Annotated in this window: 15 protein-coding genes; 12 read left to right on the forward strand and 3 right to left on the reverse strand. The window is 61.8% G+C overall.

Features of this window, described 5'->3' with window-relative positions:
- Positions 1-96: 96 nt before the first annotated feature.
- Positions 97-924, reverse strand: a complete 828-nt coding sequence (locus C8D77_RS03090; protein WP_109661214.1) for a MurR/RpiR family transcriptional regulator — start codon at positions 922-924, stop codon at positions 97-99.
- Between the two features lie 144 nt (positions 925-1,068).
- Between C8D77_RS03090 and C8D77_RS03095 the strand changes: the two genes are divergently transcribed.
- The 9 genes from C8D77_RS03095 to C8D77_RS03135 all read left to right on the forward strand — a co-directional run bounded on the left by C8D77_RS03095 (position 1,069) and on the right by C8D77_RS03135 (position 11,872).
- Positions 1,069-1,893: an N-formylglutamate amidohydrolase gene (locus C8D77_RS03095; RefSeq protein ID WP_109659197.1), complete on the forward strand. Its 825-nt coding sequence runs from the start codon at positions 1,069-1,071 to the stop codon at positions 1,891-1,893.
- 22 nt (positions 1,894-1,915) lie between these two features.
- Positions 1,916-3,457, forward strand: coding sequence for an amino acid permease (locus C8D77_RS03100; RefSeq protein WP_109659199.1), 1,542 nt, complete (start codon positions 1,916-1,918; stop codon positions 3,455-3,457).
- 96 nt (positions 3,458-3,553) lie between these two features.
- Positions 3,554-4,924, forward strand: a complete 1,371-nt coding sequence (locus C8D77_RS03105; RefSeq protein WP_109659201.1) for a glutamine synthetase family protein — start codon at positions 3,554-3,556, stop codon at positions 4,922-4,924.
- Positions 4,925-5,058: 134 nt separating this feature from the next.
- Positions 5,059-6,447, forward strand: coding sequence for an aldehyde dehydrogenase family protein (locus C8D77_RS03110; protein WP_109659203.1), 1,389 nt, complete (start codon positions 5,059-5,061; stop codon positions 6,445-6,447).
- 17 nt (positions 6,448-6,464) lie between these two features.
- Entirely contained in the window at positions 6,465-7,637 is a 1,173-nt protein-coding gene (locus C8D77_RS03115) for an iron-containing alcohol dehydrogenase (protein WP_109659206.1), read from the forward strand.
- A gap of 264 nt (positions 7,638-7,901) precedes the next feature.
- Complete coding sequence (locus C8D77_RS03120) at positions 7,902-9,008, forward strand: ABC transporter substrate-binding protein (protein ID WP_109659208.1); 1,107 nt, start codon at positions 7,902-7,904, stop codon at positions 9,006-9,008.
- A gap of 63 nt (positions 9,009-9,071) precedes the next feature.
- Positions 9,072-9,989: an ABC transporter permease gene (locus C8D77_RS03125; RefSeq protein WP_109659210.1), complete on the forward strand. Its 918-nt coding sequence runs from the start codon at positions 9,072-9,074 to the stop codon at positions 9,987-9,989.
- Complete coding sequence (locus tag C8D77_RS03130) at positions 9,986-10,777, forward strand: ABC transporter permease (RefSeq protein WP_109659212.1); 792 nt, start codon at positions 9,986-9,988, stop codon at positions 10,775-10,777. The genes C8D77_RS03125 and C8D77_RS03130 overlap by 4 nt, the downstream gene beginning before the upstream one ends.
- A 30-nt stretch (positions 10,778-10,807) precedes the next feature.
- On the forward strand, positions 10,808-11,872 hold the full coding sequence (locus tag C8D77_RS03135) for an ABC transporter ATP-binding protein (RefSeq protein WP_109659214.1): 1,065 nt from the start codon (positions 10,808-10,810) through the stop codon (positions 11,870-11,872).
- A gap of 17 nt (positions 11,873-11,889) precedes the next feature.
- Here the strand turns inward: C8D77_RS03135 and C8D77_RS03140 are convergent, their stop codons facing one another.
- Positions 11,890-12,516 (reverse strand): glutathione S-transferase family protein, encoded by a 627-nt coding sequence (locus C8D77_RS03140; RefSeq protein WP_109659215.1) that lies wholly within the window; start codon positions 12,514-12,516, stop codon positions 11,890-11,892.
- A gap of 125 nt (positions 12,517-12,641) precedes the next feature.
- Between C8D77_RS03140 and C8D77_RS03145 the strand changes: the two genes are divergently transcribed.
- The 3 genes from C8D77_RS03145 to C8D77_RS03155 all read left to right on the forward strand — a co-directional run bounded on the left by C8D77_RS03145 (position 12,642) and on the right by C8D77_RS03155 (position 16,039).
- Positions 12,642-14,195 (forward strand): cation:proton antiporter, encoded by a 1,554-nt coding sequence (locus C8D77_RS03145; protein WP_109659218.1) that lies wholly within the window; start codon positions 12,642-12,644, stop codon positions 14,193-14,195.
- Between the two features lie 88 nt (positions 14,196-14,283).
- Positions 14,284-15,186 carry an endonuclease/exonuclease/phosphatase family protein gene (locus tag C8D77_RS03150; RefSeq protein ID WP_109659220.1) on the forward strand — a complete coding sequence of 301 codons (903 nt, stop codon included), beginning with the start codon at positions 14,284-14,286 and terminating at the stop codon, positions 15,184-15,186.
- A 7-nt stretch (positions 15,187-15,193) separates the two neighbouring features.
- The gene (locus C8D77_RS03155; protein WP_109659222.1) at positions 15,194-16,039 is read left to right on the forward strand and encodes an EamA family transporter; all 846 of its coding nucleotides are present in this window, start codon (positions 15,194-15,196) and stop codon (positions 16,037-16,039) included.
- Positions 16,040-16,045: 6 nt separating this feature from the next.
- Here C8D77_RS03155 and C8D77_RS03160 read toward each other — a convergent pair whose 3' ends face one another.
- Positions 16,046-17,263, reverse strand: coding sequence for an MFS transporter (locus C8D77_RS03160; protein ID WP_109659224.1), 1,218 nt, complete (start codon positions 17,261-17,263; stop codon positions 16,046-16,048).
- Positions 17,264-17,334 lie beyond the last annotated feature (71 nt).

A 17,334-nucleotide genomic window follows, 5' to 3' on the forward strand; every position in this document is an offset into this window, starting at 1 on the left:
GCGAGGCTATTATAAGGCAAGAAGCCACCCCGATATCGCGTCCTTATGACAACTCTCCAGTAACTGCGCACATTAAATATACGTAACGTTTGAAGCCTAACGCAGACTTTCCATCTCGCGGATGCGTTTGGCGCCCTCTGCTTCCAGCTGGCGAGTAACGGCGCCGATCAGCGTTTCCGCAACGACGAACAGGGCGGCCGAAGAGTCCCATGCCGACGGCACCGCGGTTCGTCCGGCGATGACATGGCGAGCGAAACGCGCGATCGGCGACAGCCACTGGTCGGTGAACAGCACGATCTGAACGCCGCGCTGATGCGCCTTCTCGGCGAAGCGGACGAGGCTGTCCTGGTAGCGCCTGATGTCGAAGATCACCAGCACATCGCGCTTGCCCATGTCGATCAGCCGGTCGCGCCACATGCTTTCCTGGCCGGCGAGGTGAAAGACATCAGGCTGAATGATGGCGAGGTGGGCGGCCATGTAACGCGCCAGCGGATCGGTGAAGCGGCCGCCGATCAGGAAGGTCTTGCCGCGCCGGTCGGCGAGCCGGGCGGCGATGTCGGCAAGCTGCTTGTCGGACAGGTGCCTGAATGTCTCGCGCATATTGTCGAGCGTTGCTTCCAGCATCGGCGACACCGTGCCGCCGCCGGGCGAGGGCGGATTGAGCGTCCTTGTCGCCGGCGATTGCAGTTGCGCCGCCAGTTCGTCCTGCAGGCTCGACTGGAATTCCGGATAGTTCTGGAAGCCCAGCCGGGCAACGAAACGCAGGATCGTCGGCGAGGAAACGCCGGACGCGGCCGAGAATTCGGCCACCGTCTTCAGGCCGATCATTGGATAGGAAGCGATCAGCGTCTGGGCCGCGCGCCGTTCGCTGGCCGGCATCGTGCCGATGCGGTCGGCGATCAGTTCGGCAATGTTGGAAATCATCTTTTCCCCACCCCTGGCTCGGTCGATGGTCTTTTCCGAAATCGCATTTGACAAAGCCGGACAAACTGTATGAAATCATCCACAGGGACGCAATGAGGCAAAATACGTAACATAAGATACAGCGCTCCCCGGGGACGGCAGACTATGGAGAAAGCACGGCCCGCCAGCCTTGCATCGTCTGATACCGTGAGGGTGACGAACCCCGGCGGGTCAAGCCCTTTCATGCTGACCTGCGATCACGCCTCGAACTTCCTGCCCGCCGAATTCGGTACGCTCGGCCTTGCCGCCGAGGATCTGTCCCGTCACATCGCCTGGGATCCAGGCGCGCTGCCGGTTGCCCGCCGCATGGCGCAGGCGCTCGACGCGACGCTGGTCGAGACCTGCGTTTCGCGGCTGGTGATCGACTGCAACCGTCCGCTCGATGCGCCTGACCTCATATTGAGTGTCAGCGTCAGTGAGAGAACCGTTGTCCCGGCGAACCAGGGCCTCTCTGTCGACGAGCGGGAGGCGCGTATCGCGCTTGCATGGCGCCCGTTCCATGACACGATCGAGAAGACCATCGAGGATCGGTTGGCGGCGGGGCTGGAGACACGACTGGTCTCGATTCACTCCTTCACCCCGGTCTTCAAGGGGAAGAACCGGCCCTGGCATATCGGCATCATCCATGACGAGGATCGCCGGTTGGCGGCACCGCTGATATCGGCGCTGAAGCGGCTTGCCGGTGTCACCGTAGGCGTCAACGAGCCCTATTCGCCGGCCGACCGCGTCTATTTCACGCTGGAACGCCATGCGCGCTCGCGCGGGCTGCCCTGCGCGATGATCGAAATCCGCAACGACGAAATCGCCGGCGAGACCGGGCAGCGGAAATGGGCGGATCTGCTCACGGGCGTTTTTTCGAATCTGGAGCCAGAGGAGGCCAAGGGCTCTCGATCAAGCGCAGTCGGAAAGTCAGTTCAATCGGCCAGCTAAGAACCAACAGGGGAATTCTGACATGACAACACCTGATCACTCTGACAAGTCGGAGGACACAAAAATCCTTCACAGTATGGGCTACGCCCAGGAATTGGCTCGCCGCATGAGCGGCTTCTCGAACTTTGCCATTTCCTTCTCGATCATCTGCATTCTGGCGGGCGGCATTACGTCTTTCCCGCTGGCCATGGCCACCGGCAGCGGTTTCGAGGCGACTGTCGGCTGGGTCATCGGGGGCGTCTTCGCCCTTGTCGTCGCCGCTTCGCTCGGCCAGATCGGCTCGGCCTATCCGACCGCCGGCGGCCTCTACCACTGGTCGTCGATTCTGGGCGGACGCGGCTGGGGCTGGGCCACGGCCTGGATCAACTTGCTCGGCCTGATCTTCGTCGTTGCCTCGGTGAATGTAGGCGTCTACCTGCTGTTTCAAGGGCTCGTCGCGGGTCCGATCTTCGGCTGGGACACATCGGCTTGGGGCTTCTGGCAGCAGACGGCGGCAGTCGTCTTGATTACCATCACCCAAGGCCTCTTTAATCATCTCGGCATCAAGACGACGACGATGTTGACCGACTTTTCCGGCTACCTCATCCTCGTTGTTGCGGTCGTCCTGACGCTGACCTTCCTGATCTGGGGGGCGCATGGCTTCGATCTTGCGCGGTTGACGACTTTCGTCAACACGACCGGCGATCTCGGTGGTGGCTATGTTCCGACGGCTCGCACCGCACTCGTGGCCTTCCTGATCGGCCTTCTCTATCCGCTTTACACGATCACCGGCTTCGACGCCTCGGCGCATACCGCCGAGGAAACGCATAATGCCCGCGTTGCGGTGCCCAGAGGCATGATCCACGCGGTCCTGTGGTCTCTCGTCTTCGGTTTCATCATGGCGGTCTCCTTCGTCCTCGCCAGCCCCGATCTCGTGGCGACCGCCAAGGACGGCGGCAATGCCTGGTTCAACCTGTTCAACAATCTGCCAGCGCCAACCTGGCTCAAGGCTCTGCTCGGCATCGCCATCGTGCTGTCGAACTATCTTTGCGCGCTGGCCGGCCTCACTTCGACCTCGCGCATGATCTTTGCCTTTTCGCGTGACGGAGGTCTGCCGGGGTCGTCTTTGTGGAAGCAGGTTTCGCCGACCTGGCGCACGCCCGTCCCGGCTATCTGGCTCGGTGTTGTGCTGTCGATCGCCGCCACGCTCTATTCGCCGGCTTTTGCGGCGCTCGCTGCTGGTTGCGCTCTCTTCCTCTATGTCTCCTACGCCATGCCGATCGCAGCCGGACTTCTGGCGGAAGGAAAGAGCTGGACCGAATTCGGACCGTTCCGGCTCGGCATCTGGTCAAAGCCGTTCGCCGTCATCACCGTGCTTGGTGTTCTGGTGTTGATGTATGCCGGCATCCAACCGCCCTTCGACATCCTGATCAACTATGCGATCGGATTGATCGTTCTGCTCGTCGTTTTGTGGTTCGCCGTTGAAAACCGCCGCTTCCAGGGGCCGCCTATTGGCGATGCGGCAATCGCCAAGCGCAGGGCGACCATCGCAGCGGCCGAAAAGGCCGTTGGCGAATCCGCCTAAACAGCCGATCAAACCGTGGCGGGTCCGCTCGCCACGGTTTTTTATTTCCGTTCAATATGACAAGCCCCAAACGACAAGCGCTGGAGTGCCAAAGGAATGGCCGGAAATTTCTCGTTCGATCAATTGAAGAAAGCGGTCTCCAGCGGCGAGATCGACACGGTGCTCGCTTGCATCGTCGACCTGCAGGGTCGGCTCGCCGGAAAGCGTTTCCTGGCGCAGTATTTCGTCGATTCCGCGCATGACGAGACGCATGGCTGCAACTATCTGCTGGCCGCCGACATCGATATGGAACCGGTGCCCGGCTACAAGGCGGCGAGCTGGTCGAAAGGTTATGGCGACTTCGTCATGAAGCCTGATCTCGCCACGCTGCGGCGCATTCCCTGGCTGGAAAAGACCGCACTCGTGATCTGCGACGTGCTCGACCACCACACCCATGACGACCTGCCGCATTCACCGCGAGCCATCCTCAAGAAGCAGGTCAAGCGGCTGACGGAGCGCGGCTATATCGGCTATTTCGCTTCCGAGCTTGAATTCTATCTGTTCAACGAGACCTACGATTCCGCCCGCAAGAAGCACTGGCAGGGTCTCGATACCGCATCGCCCTATATCGGCGACTACCAGATCGGCATCACCACCAAGGAAGAGGGCGTCATGCGCCGGCTTCGCAACGAGATGGAAGCGGCCGGCATTCCGATCGAGAACTCCAAGGGCGAGTGGGGTCCGGGCCAGGAAGAGATCAATGTGCGCTATGCCGAGGCGCTCGACATGGCCGACCGCCACGTCATCTTGAAGAACGGCGCCAAGGAAATCGCCGAGTCCGAGGGCAAGGCGATTTCCTTCATGTCCAAGTACAATTACGGGCTCGCCGGCAATTCCAGCCACATCCACAATTCGCTGTGGAGCGCCGATGGTAAGACGCCGCTTTTCTTTGACAAAAAAGCCGACTGGACGCTGTCGGCGCTCGGCCAGCAATGGGCCGCCGGCCAGCTCAAATACGCCAAGGAATTCACCTGGTTCCTGGCGCCCTACATCAACTCCTACAAGCGCTTCCAGGCCGGCACCTTCGCGCCGACCAAGATCATGTGGAGCGAGGACAACCGCACCGCCGGCTTCCGCCTGTGCGGCGAGGGCACCAAGGGCATCCGCATGGAATGCCGCATCGGCGGCGCCGACTTGAACCCGTATCTCGCCTTCGCGGCGCTGATCGCCGCCGGCCTTGCCGGCATCGACGAGAAGCTGGAATTGCAGAAGCCGTTTGTCGGCGATGCCTATCAGGCATCTCGTTTGCCGGAGATCCCGAAGACGCTGCGCGATGCCACCGAGACGCTGGCGAAGTCCAAGATGCTCAAGCAGGCGCTCGGCGAGGATGTGCTCGAACACTATGTCCACACCGCAAAATGGGAGCAGTTCGAATACGACCGCCGCATTACGGATTGGGAACTGCATAGAGGGTTCGAGCGGTACTAGGTATCGACCGTTCGTCGGCGCCGCTCCCTCACCCTTACCCTCTCCCCGTGAAGAATGGGGAGAGGGTGTCGGCAGGCGGATGAGGGCAGCGCCAGGCCATACGATTTTTGTTGTAGAATACGAGGACTTACAAAATGACCGAGACGGTCAAACTCATTACCCCCATCGATGGCTCGATCTATGCCGAGCGGCCGATCGCAACAGATCAGGCGGTCAATGCCGCGGTCGAGCGTGCCAAGGCGGCGCAAGAGAAATGGGCGCTGACGCCGATCGTCGAGCGCGGCAAGTACATGCTCGCGATGCTGGAAGCGCTGGTCGCGATGACCGACGAGATCGTGCCGGAAATCGCCTGGCAGATGGGGCGGCCCGTGCGTTATGGCGGCGAATTCGGCGGCGTCAAGGAACGCACCAACTACATGGTCGAGATCGCCGAGCAGGCGCTCAAGTCGGTGCCGGCCTCCAACCCGAAGGACGGGTTCCGCCGCTATGTGAAGAAGGATCCGCTTGGCGTGGTCATGGTGATCGCACCGTGGAATTATCCTTACCTCACCGCCGTCAACACCATCGTGCCGGCGCTGATGGCCGGCAACACTGTCATCCTCAAGCATGCGGCGCAGACGCTGCTGGTCGGCGAGCGCTTCCAGCAGGCTTTCGACGAGGTCGGCCTGCCCAAGGGCGTGTTCCAGAATGTCGTGCTCAACCATGCGCAGACCGAAAGGCTGCTCGGCTCGGGCAAGATCGACCATGTCAATTTTACCGGCTCGGTCGGCGGCGGCCGCGCAATCGAAAAGGCGGCGGCCGGCACCTTCATGACGCTCGGGCTCGAGCTTGGCGGCAAGGATCCGGCATATGTGCTGCCTGACGCCAAGATGGACCATGCCGTCGCCAATCTGGTCGACGGCGCCTTCTACAATTCCGGCCAGTGCTGCTGCGGCATCGAACGCGTCTATGTGCACGAAAAGGTCTATGACGAATTCGTCGAGGGCTTTATCGCCGAGACGAAAAACTATGTCGTCGGCAATCCGCTCGATCAGGCGACGACGATGGGACCGATGGCGCAGGCTCGTTTCGCCGACCTGATCCGCGAACAGAAGGCCGAGGCACTGCGCAAGGGTGCCAAGGCGCACATCAACATGAAGGTGGCTAACGACAAGGCCGGTTCGCCCTATCTGGCACCGGAAGTGCTGACGGATGTCGATCATCAGATGAGCGTCATGCGCGAGGAAAGCTTTGGCCCGATCGTCGGCATCATGAAGGTGCGCAACGACGAAGAGGCGATCGCGCTGATGAACGACAGCCCCTACGGCCTGACCGCCTCGATCTGGACGCGCGATACCGAGCATGCGGTGGCGATCGGCAACCGCGTCGAGACCGGCACGGTGTTCATGAACCGCTGCGACTATCTCGATCCGGCCCTGGTCTGGACCGGCGTCAAGGACACCGGCAAGGGCGCGGGCTTGTCGGCCATCGGCTATGACAATCTGACCAGGCCGAAATCATTCCATCTGCGCGAAGCCATCTGATTTATTGAAAGACAAAAATGTCCAAGCTGATCTCCAAATGGAACTACCCCACCACCGTCCGCTTCGGCGCCGGGCGCATCAAGGAATTGCCTGAGGTGTTGGCGGCCACCGGTATCAAGCGGCCGCTGTTCGTCACCGATCCGGGCTTGGCGAAACTGCCGGTCGTCGCCTCGACACTGAAGATCCTCGACGATGCCAAGGTCCCCTACGGCGTCTTCTCCGAGGTCAGGCCGAACCCGGTCGAGTCCAACCTGACCGCCGGCATCGCCGTGTTCAAGAAGGGCAAGCATGACGGCGTCATCGCCTTCGGCGGCGGCTCGGCGCTCGATCTCGGCAAGCTGATCGCCTTCCAGGCCGGGCAGACGCGGCCGGTGTGGGACTTCGAGGATGTCGACGACTGGTGGACGCGCGCCAATTCCGATGCCATCGCGCCGATCATCGCCGTGCCGACCACTGCCGGCACCGGATCGGAGGTTGGCCGCGCCGGCGTCATCACCAATGAGGCGACGCACACCAAGAAGGTCATCTTCCATCCCAAATTGTTGCCGGCCATCGTCATCGCCGATCCGGAACTGTCGGTCGGCATGCCCGGCTTCATCACCGCCGGCACCGGCATGGATGCGCTCGCCCACTGTCTCGAAGCCTATTGCGCGCTGGGCTACCATCCGATGGCCGACGGCATCGCCGTCGAAGGTGTGAGGCTGGTCTTCGAGAACCTGCCGAAGGCCTATGCCAACGGCAAGGATCTCGTCGCGCGCGCCCATATGATGAGTGCCGCCGCGATGGGCGCCGCCGCCTTCCAGAAGGGGCTCGGCGCGATCCACTCGCTGTCGCATCCGGTCGGTGCGCTCTACGACACCCATCACGGCATGACCAATGCGGTGTTCATGCCTTATGTGCTGGCCTTCAACCGGGACTCCATCGAGGAGCGTATTGGCCGGCTCGCAGCCTATTGCGGCATCAAGGGCGGCTTCGACGGCTTCGCCAAGGCGATCATCAAGCTGCGCAAGGAATTGAAGGTGCCGCATGCGCTGCCGGGCCTGATCAAGGGGCTCGACATGGACAAGAAGCGCAAGGCGCTGATCGCCGACATGGCGGTGGTCGATCCGACCGCCGGCGGCAACCCGGTCAAGCTGACCAAGAAGGCGGCGCTGACCATGCTCGAAAACGCCATCGCCGGCACTGTTTGAGACGGCTTCTTACGGCTTCTTACGGCTTCTTATCGCTGAAAATTGATCTGGAAAATCAAGGCAAACCAAGGGGGGAAGGATGAAAGATATGGCAGAAACTAATTAGCCGGAAAATTAAGTGATGGCTAATTGCTACAGTCGGTTAAAAAGAGTTAACTTTTCATGCTGCCGGCGACTGGTTTCACAAAGCTTTCATCTGGCTGTCACATGAAAACGATACCGCATCGCAGGCGTCCAACGGCGTCAGTTCAACGGAGAGAACACATGTTCAAATTCACGGGGAAAGTGCTTTCCCTTTCGGCCGCGACCCTGATGGTGTCGTCGGTGATTTCGTCCGCGGCTTCGCTGGACGATCTCGTCAAGGCCGCCAAGGCGGAAGGCCAGCTCACCACCATCGCGCTGCCGCATGACTGGTGCGGCTACGGCGACGTTATCGCCGGCTTCAAGGCGAAATATCCGGAAATCACCATCAACGAGCTCAACCCCGATGCCGGCTCCGGCGACGAGGTCGAGGCGATCAAGGCCAACAAGGACAACAAGGGCCCGCAGGCGCCTGACGTCATCGACGTCGGCCTGTCCTTCGGCCCGACCGCCAAGGCCGATGGCCTGTTGATGCCTTACAAGGTTTCTACCTGGGACTCGATCCCGGACAGCGCCAAGGATGCCGATGGCGCCTGGTACGGCGACTATTACGGCGTTCTGTCGTTCATGGTGAACAAGGACCTGATCAAGGAATCGCCGAAGGACTGGGCTGACCTCTTGAAGCCGGAATTCGCCAACACGGTAGCCGTCGCCGGTGACCCGCGCGCTTCGAACCAGGCCATCCAGGCGGTGTATGCCGCCGGTCTGTCGTCGGGCGCCGCCGCTGGCGAAGCCGCCGGCACCGCTGGCCTCGACTTCTTCAAGAAGCTCAACGCCGCCGGCAACTTCGTTCCGGTCGTCGGCAAGCCCGCAACGCTCGCCCAGGGCCAGACCCCGATCCTGATCAACTGGGACTACAATGCGCTTGCTGGCCGCGACACGCTGAAGGGCAACCCGCCCGTCGATGTCGTCGTGCCGAAGACCGGCGTTGTCGCCGGTGTCTATGTGCAGGCGATCAGCGCCTTTGCGCCGCACCCGAATGCAGCCAAGCTCTGGATGGAATACCTCTATTCCGACGAAGGCCAGATCGGCTGGCTGAAGGGCTATTGCCACCCGATCCGCTTCAACGATCTCGCCAAGAACGGCAAGATTCCGGCGGACGTGCTGGCCAAGCTGCCGCCGGCGGAATCCTATGCCTCGGCCGCGTTCCCGACGCTCGACGAGCAGGGCAAGGCCAAGGAAGCCATCTCCAAGAACTGGGATGCCGTTGTCGGCGCCAACGTCAAGTAGATTTGAAATCCACCGGGCGGTCGCGAGGCCGCCCGGCCTTCCCTCGAAGACGGTAGCCGGCGCATGACCGATCTCTCGCTTTCAAATCAGACATTTGCCACCAAGCCCGCGCCGCCCAATGCGGCGACCACTTTTCGCCTGCCGACGCAATGGATCGGCGTGGCGCCCTTCTTCATCTTCGCCCTGATGTTCCTGATCCTGCCCACGATCTATCTCGTGTTCGGAGCTTTTCAGCGCAGTGACGGTCAGTTTACTCTGGACAACATCCTGCAGCTGGTCAGCGATCCGTCGATCAGCAGTTCCTACTGGGTTTCGATCAAGATCAGTTTCTGGTCGGCCATCATCGGCGCCTTTGCCGGGCTTGCCATAGCCATCGCCATTGTGCGCGGCGGGCTTCCAAGCTGGACGCGCTCCGCGACCCTGACTTTTTCGGGCGTCGCTTCGAATTTCGCCGGCTTGCCGCTCGCCTTCGCGTTCCTGGCAACGCTTGGCCGTGTCGGTATCGTCACAACGCTCCTGCGTGACGTTCTCAACATCAACATCTACGCGATGGGCTTCAATTTCCTCACCACATCGGGGCTGATCGCGGTCTATCTGTTCTTCCAGATCCCGCTGATGGTGGTGATCATCGTGCCGGCAATCGACGGCATCAAGAAGGAATGGGGCGAGGCTGCCTCCACGCTCGGAGCCACTCAATGGCAATATTGGCGCATGGTGGTCATACCGGTCCTTTGGCCAAGCTTCCTCGGCACCGTCATCCTTCTGTTTGCCAATGCCTTCGGCGCCATCGCCACCGCCTATGCGTTTGCCGGCCCGGCGCTTAATATCGTTCCGATCAAGCTCTACTCGCAGATCAATGGCGACGTGCTGCACAACCCGCAACTCGGCTATGCCATCGCCTTCGGCATGATCGTCATCACCGGGCTTGCCAATGTCTTCTACATCTGGTTCCGGACTCGCTCGGAGAGGTGGCTGAAATGAAGTCGGGAAAATTCTGGGCCTGGGTCGTCTTCATCGTCGGTGCGGCTTATTTCTTCATTCCGTTGCTCGCAACGGTCGAGTTCTCGCTGCGCATGCGGCGTGGCGTCCATTCCTTCGACGCCTATCAGATCGTGCTGGGCGACGCGCGCTTCCAGTCGACCTTCCTGTATTCGGTGGTGGCGGCCGTCTTCACCATCATCCTCGGTGTGCTGATCGTGGTGCCGGCGGCGTACTGGATCCGGCTGCGTCTGCCGCAGCTCAGGCCAATCGTCGAATTCATCACGCTTTTGCCGCTGGTCATTCCGGCTATCGTCATCGTCTTCGGCTATATCAGAATGTATGGCTCGAATTCGCCGCTGCCGTTCCTGGGCAGCAATCTGGGTGCGAATGCCTTGTTGGTGATCGGCTATGCGACGCTGGCTTTGCCTTACATGTATCGTGCCGTTGATACCGGGCTGCGCACCATCGACGTGCGGACGTTGACGGAAGCGGCGCAGATCCTGGGCGCCGGCTGGGGTACTATCATTGGCCGCGTCATCCTGCCCAATGTGCTGATTGCCGTCCTGTCTGGCGCATTCCTTACCTTTGCCATCGTCATCGGTGAGTTCACCATGGCGAGCCTGCTCAATCGCCCGGCCTTTGGTCCATACCTGCAGAACATCGGTGCCAACCGCGCCTATGAACCGGCAGCCCTTGCCATCATCGCCTTCGCCATTACCTGGGGCTGCATGTCGCTCATCCAGATCTTGTCTCGCTTCGCGCCGAAATCGGCGAACCGTCCAAATTGATCGAAAAGCACTGACCTGAGAGAAAAAGCCATGGCCGAGCCATTCCTGTCCATCCAGCATGTGCGAAAATCCTACGGTTCCAACACCGTGGTCCAGGATTTCAGTCTAGACGTCGAGCCGGGCGAGTTCGTCTCGTTCCTTGGGCCGTCCGGTTGCGGCAAGACAACGGTGCTGCGCATGGTCGCCGGCTTCGAGGAGCCGTCGGCCGGCAAGATCGTCGTCGCCGGCAAGGACATTACGAGGTTGAAGCCCAACCAGCGCAATGTCGGTATGGTGTTCCAGGCCTATGCGCTGTTCCCAAACCTGACCGTGGCACAGAACATTGCCTTCGGGCTGAAGGTGGCCGGCATGTCGAAAGCCGACGCCGACAAGCGCGTCGCCGAGATGCTCGACATGATCAAGCTGCCGCAGATGGCTGATCGTTATCCCTACCAGCTTTCGGGTGGCCAGCAGCAGCGCATCGCGCTGGCGCGCGCCATCGCGCCGAAGCCGAAGCTGCTGCTGCTCGACGAACCGCTGTCGGCGCTCGACGCCAAGGTGCGCGTGTCGCTGCGCGAGGAAATCCGCTCGATCCAGAAGAAGCTCGGCATCACCACCATCTTTGTCACGCACGACCAGGAGGAGGCGCTGTCGATCTCCGACCGCATCGCCGTCATGTATGGCGGCAAGGCCGAGCAGGTCGGCACGCCGTTCGAGATATACAACCGCCCGGCAACCAAGTTCGTCGCCAATTTCGTCGGCACGCTGAACGTGCTCGAAGGCACTGTCACCGACGCTGCGGCAGGCACGGTGCGGGTCAATTCCGAACAGGTTTCGCTCAAGGGCAAGCTCAATGGCTCCAAGTCGGGCGACACGCTGTCGCTGGCGTTGCGTCCGGAAGCGATTTCGCTCGGCCGCCAGCCCGGTCGCGACTCCAGCCTGTCGGGAGAAATCTCCGAAGTGCATTTCCTCGGCTCGGTGATCCGGGTTCGTGTCGGTATCGGTGGCAACACGGTCTCGCTCGACACCTTCAACAGCCCGGCAACGCCGCCGCCTGCGGTCGGTGAGAAGGCCGAGATCTCGTTCTCGTCGAGCGATATGCTGGTGCTGCACTAGGCTGCGCCAGCGCTTGCCTAGGCGGGCGCGATGAACGGTTGTGAGACCGTTTGAAAGACAGGCAGTGCTTCCATTCGCTCGGCATGTGCGCCGAGCGCTGGGAAGTCAGCCGGCGAAACCAGCCCTGGATGCGCCTCGCCGATGAAGCGAAACACCGCGGCAACTGCGATATCGGCGTGACCGATGCGGTCGCCGAACCAGTAGAGCGTCGACCTTTCCTTGAGATCGGCTTCCAGCACGGCAAGGACAGTCTCTATCTGTGTGCGGCAGCGCCCAGCCCAGAGGTCGGAGACCTTCTCGTGCAATCGCATCTCGTAGAACAGGCTGACCGCCTTGTCGCCGAGCCCGGTGGCCAGGGCCGAGACCTTCAACGCCTGATGGCGGGCCGGTTCGGTCGTCGGAAACATCCGTCGGTCGACTGGGACGAGGCTGTCGAGATAGTCGAGCATCAAATGGCTTTCGATCAGCACTTCGCCATTGTCGAGCACCAGCGTCGGCACCCGCGTCAATGGATTGTAAGACCGGATCTTGTCGGCATCGCCGAAGGCCGACCAGGGATGATGCTCGTAGGATATCCCGTAGAGCGTCAGCGCGATGCCGACGCGGCGAACGAAGGGGGAGTCATATTGGCCGATGAGGATCATATCGGTCTTTTACGGCAGGAGGCGGTTAGAGGCCTACAGCCAGAGGGCTTGAGTTTGATGGCCAATCGACCGCATCCTGCTGGTATATCTGCGCCGGCAGTCCCGTCTCACTGAAGTAACAGCCCATGGCTCTTTTCGAACTCACCCTTGTCCTGCTTTTGACTGCCGTTGCATTGACGGCGTTATCGCGACGGTTGGAGATTCCCTATCCGTCCCTACTGGCTTTGGCCGGGGTCGGGATTGCCTTCGTGCCGGGTGCGCCAATGATCGAGATCGATCCGGAACTGGCGCTTGCCCTGTTCATCGCTCCGGTGCTTCTCGACGCCGCCTATGACACCTCATTGCGCGACCTGAAGCGCTACCGGCTATCGCTGGCTCTGCTGGCGCTTGGCGCTGTCGTCTTCACCACCGCGGTCGTTGCCTTCGTCGGCTGGAAGATGGCCGGGCTGCCGATCGCCGCGGCGATCGCGCTCGGCGCCATCGTAGCACCTCCGGATGCGGTGGCGGCATCTGCCGTGCTCGGACAATTCAAGGTGCCGCACCGCATCACCGCAATCCTGCAGGGCGAGAGCCTGCTCAACGATGCCACGGCACTGCTGATCTACCGGCTGGCGGTTTCGGCAGCGCTCGGCTCGATTATGCTGAGCAACGCCATTCCGACGATCTTGCTATCAACGATAGGCAGCCTCGTCGCGGGTTATCTGCTTGGCCGCTTCTCGCTCATGACGCTCACCCGGATCGAGGATGCGGCGAGCAGCACGGTGGTGCAATTCGCCGGAACTTTCGGGGTCTGGATCCTCGCTGACAGGCTCGGTCTTTCGGCCATCATCACCATCGTCGTCTACGCGATGACCATCGCGCGCAGGGCGCCGCGCCGCATGTCGGCGAGACGCCGCGTCAGCACCTATTCTGTCTGGGAGTCGGCGGTGTTTGTGCTCAATGTTCTGGCTTTCGTGCTGATGGGCCTGCAGGCGCGGTCGATCGTCGGCCGGCTCTCCGGCGACGGACAGGGCGAAGCATTTCTCTTCGCCGCAACGGTGCTGGCCGTCGTCATCGTGGCGCGCCTCGTCTGGGTGGCGAGTTATGTTGCGATCATACGATGGTTTGCCCGCTTCCGCAGCGAAGAAACAAGGCGAGATGTGCCGACGTTTGGCGGCGCGGTGCTCGTTGGTTGGTGCGGCATGCGGGGGCTGGTGACGCTGGTGGTGGCGATTGCCCTGCCGGCCAATTTTCCCGGCCGTGATCCGATTGTGCTTGCCGCCTTCGCAGTGGTTCTGGGCACCCTGGTGCTGCAAGGCATGAGCCTGAAGCCTTTGCTGCGGATACTCAACTTCGACCCGGACAGAACCGTCGACAACGAAGTGGCGCAGGCGCGCGTTGCCATCATGCAGGCCGCACTCGACGTGTTGAGCCGCAAGACATCGGCCGCGGCCGCCGTTGTGCGCGAGCAATACGAGGCTCAGCGCCTGATTGCGGAAAACCCGGAGGACGCACAGGCCGCGACCGAATACGATCGGCTGCGCCTTTATGCCATCAACCGCCAGCGCGACACGCTGGAGGAATTGCGCCGTAACGGTACGATCGGTGACGAGGCCTACCATCGGCTTGAAGAGGAAATCGACTGGTCGGAACTGGCGGCATCGCCGGCTGGAAGTTTCCAGCCACTGACGACGACCTGACCGCTGGCCCAGCCCCGTCGCTCGCTCGGCACATTGCAACGCTAGCGCCGAACGGCTACTGCCATCACAAAATTGAGCCGGATAAGCAATGAAGCTGGTCAGCTACAACATCCAGTACGGGTTCGGCAGCGACGGCCGCTATGATCTTTCGCGCGCCGCGCGCATCGTTGCCGGCGCCGATATCATCGCCTTGCAGGAGGTCGAGCGGCACTGGCAGCGCAGCGATCACGACGACCAGCCGGAACTGCTTTCTCGCCTGCTGCCGGACTATCACTGGGTCTATGGCCCGGCCTTCGACATGGATGCCAGCGAGCAGCGCGACGGTCGCCTTGTCAACCGGCGCCGGCAATTCGGCACCATGATGCTGTCTAAGTTGCCGATCGTCTGGTCGCGGCTGCATGCGCTGCCGATGCGCCGCACCTTGCTGCCGCTCAACACGCGCAATGCGGCGCTCGAATGCATGATCCGCACGCCGGCCGGCCCGGTGCGCCTGTTGTCGCTGCATCTCGCTCATATCGCGGTCGAGGAGCGGTTGGAGCAGATCGACTATCTCATGGCCGAGCATCGCCGGGCACCGTCCGATGGCGGGCCGTGGAGCGGCGTCGACGATGAGCCCACGCGCAATTGGACCAGTGGTGAAGCGGAGCCGGAAAACCCGCTGGCGGCGATCTGGATGGGCGATTTCAACATGGAGCCGGGCAGCGCCGAATATAGCCGTATCGTCGGCAGCACACCCTACCATCGCGGGGCTGCTTATCTCGACGGCTTTGTCGACGCCGCCGCTGTCGCCAGCGAGCCGGCTCAGGACTTCCACACCCATGTGAAGACCATCGACGGCAAAGTGGCAAAGCGCCGGCTCGATCATTGCTTCGTCGGCGGCATGTTCGCCGGGCGCGTGCGCTCGGTCAGCGCCGACATCGGCGAGGTTGCATCGGATCATTTCCCGCTGCGGGTCGACATCGACCTGGAAACGCCCGGCATCGCCCCATGAGCCGCGCATGACACTTTTCGTCTTCTTCGCAGTGCTTGCCGCCGCCGCCATGCACGCGATCTGGAACGCGCTGGTCAAGGTCCATCTCGACCGCTTCCTGTCGATCACGCTGATGACGCTCGGCATGGGCGCCGCAGCACTCGTCGTGCTGCCCTTCGTCGAAGTGCCGAAGGCGGAAGTGTGGCCCTACATCATCGCCTCCGTCGTTTTCCACATGGGCTACCGGACCTTCCTGATCGGCGCCTACAAGGCCGGCGATTTCGCCCAGACCTATCCGCTGGCGCGCGGCACCGCACCACTGCTGGCGGCCTTTGGCGGCATGTTCGTCGTTGCCGAGATTCCCGGCCCGTTCGCCATTCTCGGCATCTTTTTGTTGTCGGCCGGTACGCTGGTGATGTCGTTTCGCGGCGGCGCGCATCTGGAGAAACTCAACCTGCGCGCGGTAGGCTTTGCGCTCGGCACCTCGATCTTCATCGCCAGCTACACGCTGTCCGACGGCAGCGGCGCGCGGCTGGCCGCCACGGCGCAGAGCTATGCCGCCTGGCTGTTCATCTGCGATGCTTTTGGCGCCTTGGTGCTTTGCCTCATCTTCCGTGGGCCGAAGGCGCTGCCGGTGCTGGCGCGCGACTGGAAGACGGGGCTGTTCACCGGCGTGCTCAGTGGTGCGGCCTACTGGATCGTGATGTGGGCGATGACCAAGGCGCCGATCGCCTCGGTGGCATCGCTGCGCGAAACTTCGATCCTGTTTGCCATGATGATCTCGGTGTTCGCGCTCGGCGAGAAGATGACGGGCTGGCGCGGTGCCGCCGCGCTCAGCATCGTCGCCGGTGTCGTCGCACTTAGGCTTGGTTGACTGCTGTCAACTCAGCACGGTCATCACCTGGCCACGTCGTTCCGGACTGAAACGGATGACGACGATGATGCAAACGGCGACCACGCCTGCGAACAGCGCCAGCGCATAGCCATAGCTGCCCCCGGCGCTTTCAGCGATTCCAGCCTGATAGGGGCCGCCATAGGATGCCGCGAGATTACCCGCCTGATAGATGAAGCCCGGCAGGGTCGCCCGCACCGCGCCGGGCGAAAGCTCATTGAGGTGCACCGGGATGACGCCCCAGGCGCCCTGCACCGCGACCTGCATGATGAAGGCGCCGATGGCGAGCATGAAGGGCGTGGTCGAGTAGGCCCACAGCGGGATCGACGGCAAGGCGATCAGGCAGGCCAGCGTGATGGCGTTGACGCGGCCGATCTTCTCCGACAGCGCGCCGAATGCCAGGCCACCGACGATGGCGCCGATGTTGGCGACGATGGTGATCCAACTCACCGTATGCGGATCGAAGCCGTGCTGCTTCTTCAGGAAGGTCGGGTAGAGATCCTGCGTGCCATGGCTGAAGAAATTGAAGAACATCATCAGCACGACGGCATAGAGCGCGACGCCCCAGTGTTTCTGTAGCGTTTCCAGAAGGCCTGGTCTCGCGGTCTTCTGCGCTTCGACGAAGGCCGGCGATTCCGGCACATGCGAGCGGATGAACAGGACAATCAGGGCAGGCACGAAGCTGAGCAGGAACATGGCACGCCAGCCGATCGTGTAGCCGCCGATTGTCTGCTGATAGAGCAGGCCATAGACCACCGCCGCCAGGAGATAACCGGCCGGATAGCCGCACTGCAGGATGCCCGAAACCATGCCGCGGGCACTGGGCGGGATGGATTCCATGGCCAGCGAACTGCCAAGCCCCCATTCGCCACCCATGGCGATGCCGAACAGAGCGCGCAGCGCCAGGAAGATACCGAGATTGGGCGAGAAGGCGGCCAGCGCGCCAATCACCGAGTAGCTGACGATGTTGAGCATGAGGATGGGCTTGCGCCCGTATTTGTCGGCAAGCATGCCGAAGAAGAACGCGCCGATGAAGCGCGTTGCCAGCGTCAGGAACAGCGCCTTGGAGACTGCAGGTACGTCGGTCTGGAATTCAGACGCAATATCGGTGAGCAGGAATGTCAGAAGGAAGAAATCAAATGCGTCCAGCGTCCAGCCCAGGAATGAGGCCAGAACAGTCTTTTTCTGCTGCGAATTGAGGGTCAAGACCTTCCTCCTTTGCCATCCCCGTGAGCAACGATATGTCGCCCGATTGGCAAAAGAGAACAGCGATCAGC

The sequence above is a fragment of the Mesorhizobium loti genome (genome assembly GCF_003148495.1).
GTDB classification, from domain to species: Bacteria; Pseudomonadota; Alphaproteobacteria; order Rhizobiales; family Rhizobiaceae; genus Mesorhizobium; species Mesorhizobium loti.

Bases quoted from the DNA above. Each gene is read 5' to 3' on its own strand.
- C8D77_RS03090 (WP_109661214.1), bottom strand. From the start codon at position 924: ATGATTTCCAACATTGCCGAACTGATCGCCGACCGCATCGGCACGATG.
- C8D77_RS03095 (WP_109659197.1), top strand. From the start codon at position 1,069: ATGGAGAAAGCACGGCCCGCCAGCCTTGCATCGTCTGATACCGTGAGG.
- C8D77_RS03100 (WP_109659199.1), top strand. From the start codon at position 1,916: ATGACAACACCTGATCACTCTGACAAGTCGGAGGACACAAAAATCCTT.
- C8D77_RS03105 (WP_109659201.1), top strand. From the start codon at position 3,554: ATGGCCGGAAATTTCTCGTTCGATCAATTGAAGAAAGCGGTCTCCAGC.
- C8D77_RS03110 (WP_109659203.1), top strand. From the start codon at position 5,059: ATGACCGAGACGGTCAAACTCATTACCCCCATCGATGGCTCGATCTAT.
- C8D77_RS03115 (WP_109659206.1), top strand. From the start codon at position 6,465: ATGTCCAAGCTGATCTCCAAATGGAACTACCCCACCACCGTCCGCTTC.
- C8D77_RS03120 (WP_109659208.1), top strand. From the start codon at position 7,902: ATGTTCAAATTCACGGGGAAAGTGCTTTCCCTTTCGGCCGCGACCCTG.
- C8D77_RS03125 (WP_109659210.1), top strand. From the start codon at position 9,072: ATGACCGATCTCTCGCTTTCAAATCAGACATTTGCCACCAAGCCCGCG.
- C8D77_RS03130 (WP_109659212.1), top strand. From the start codon at position 9,986: ATGAAGTCGGGAAAATTCTGGGCCTGGGTCGTCTTCATCGTCGGTGCG.
- C8D77_RS03135 (WP_109659214.1), top strand. From the start codon at position 10,808: ATGGCCGAGCCATTCCTGTCCATCCAGCATGTGCGAAAATCCTACGGT.
- C8D77_RS03140 (WP_109659215.1), bottom strand. From the start codon at position 12,516: ATGATCCTCATCGGCCAATATGACTCCCCCTTCGTTCGCCGCGTCGGC.
- C8D77_RS03145 (WP_109659218.1), top strand. From the start codon at position 12,642: ATGGCTCTTTTCGAACTCACCCTTGTCCTGCTTTTGACTGCCGTTGCA.
- C8D77_RS03150 (WP_109659220.1), top strand. From the start codon at position 14,284: ATGAAGCTGGTCAGCTACAACATCCAGTACGGGTTCGGCAGCGACGGC.
- C8D77_RS03155 (WP_109659222.1), top strand. From the start codon at position 15,194: ATGACACTTTTCGTCTTCTTCGCAGTGCTTGCCGCCGCCGCCATGCAC.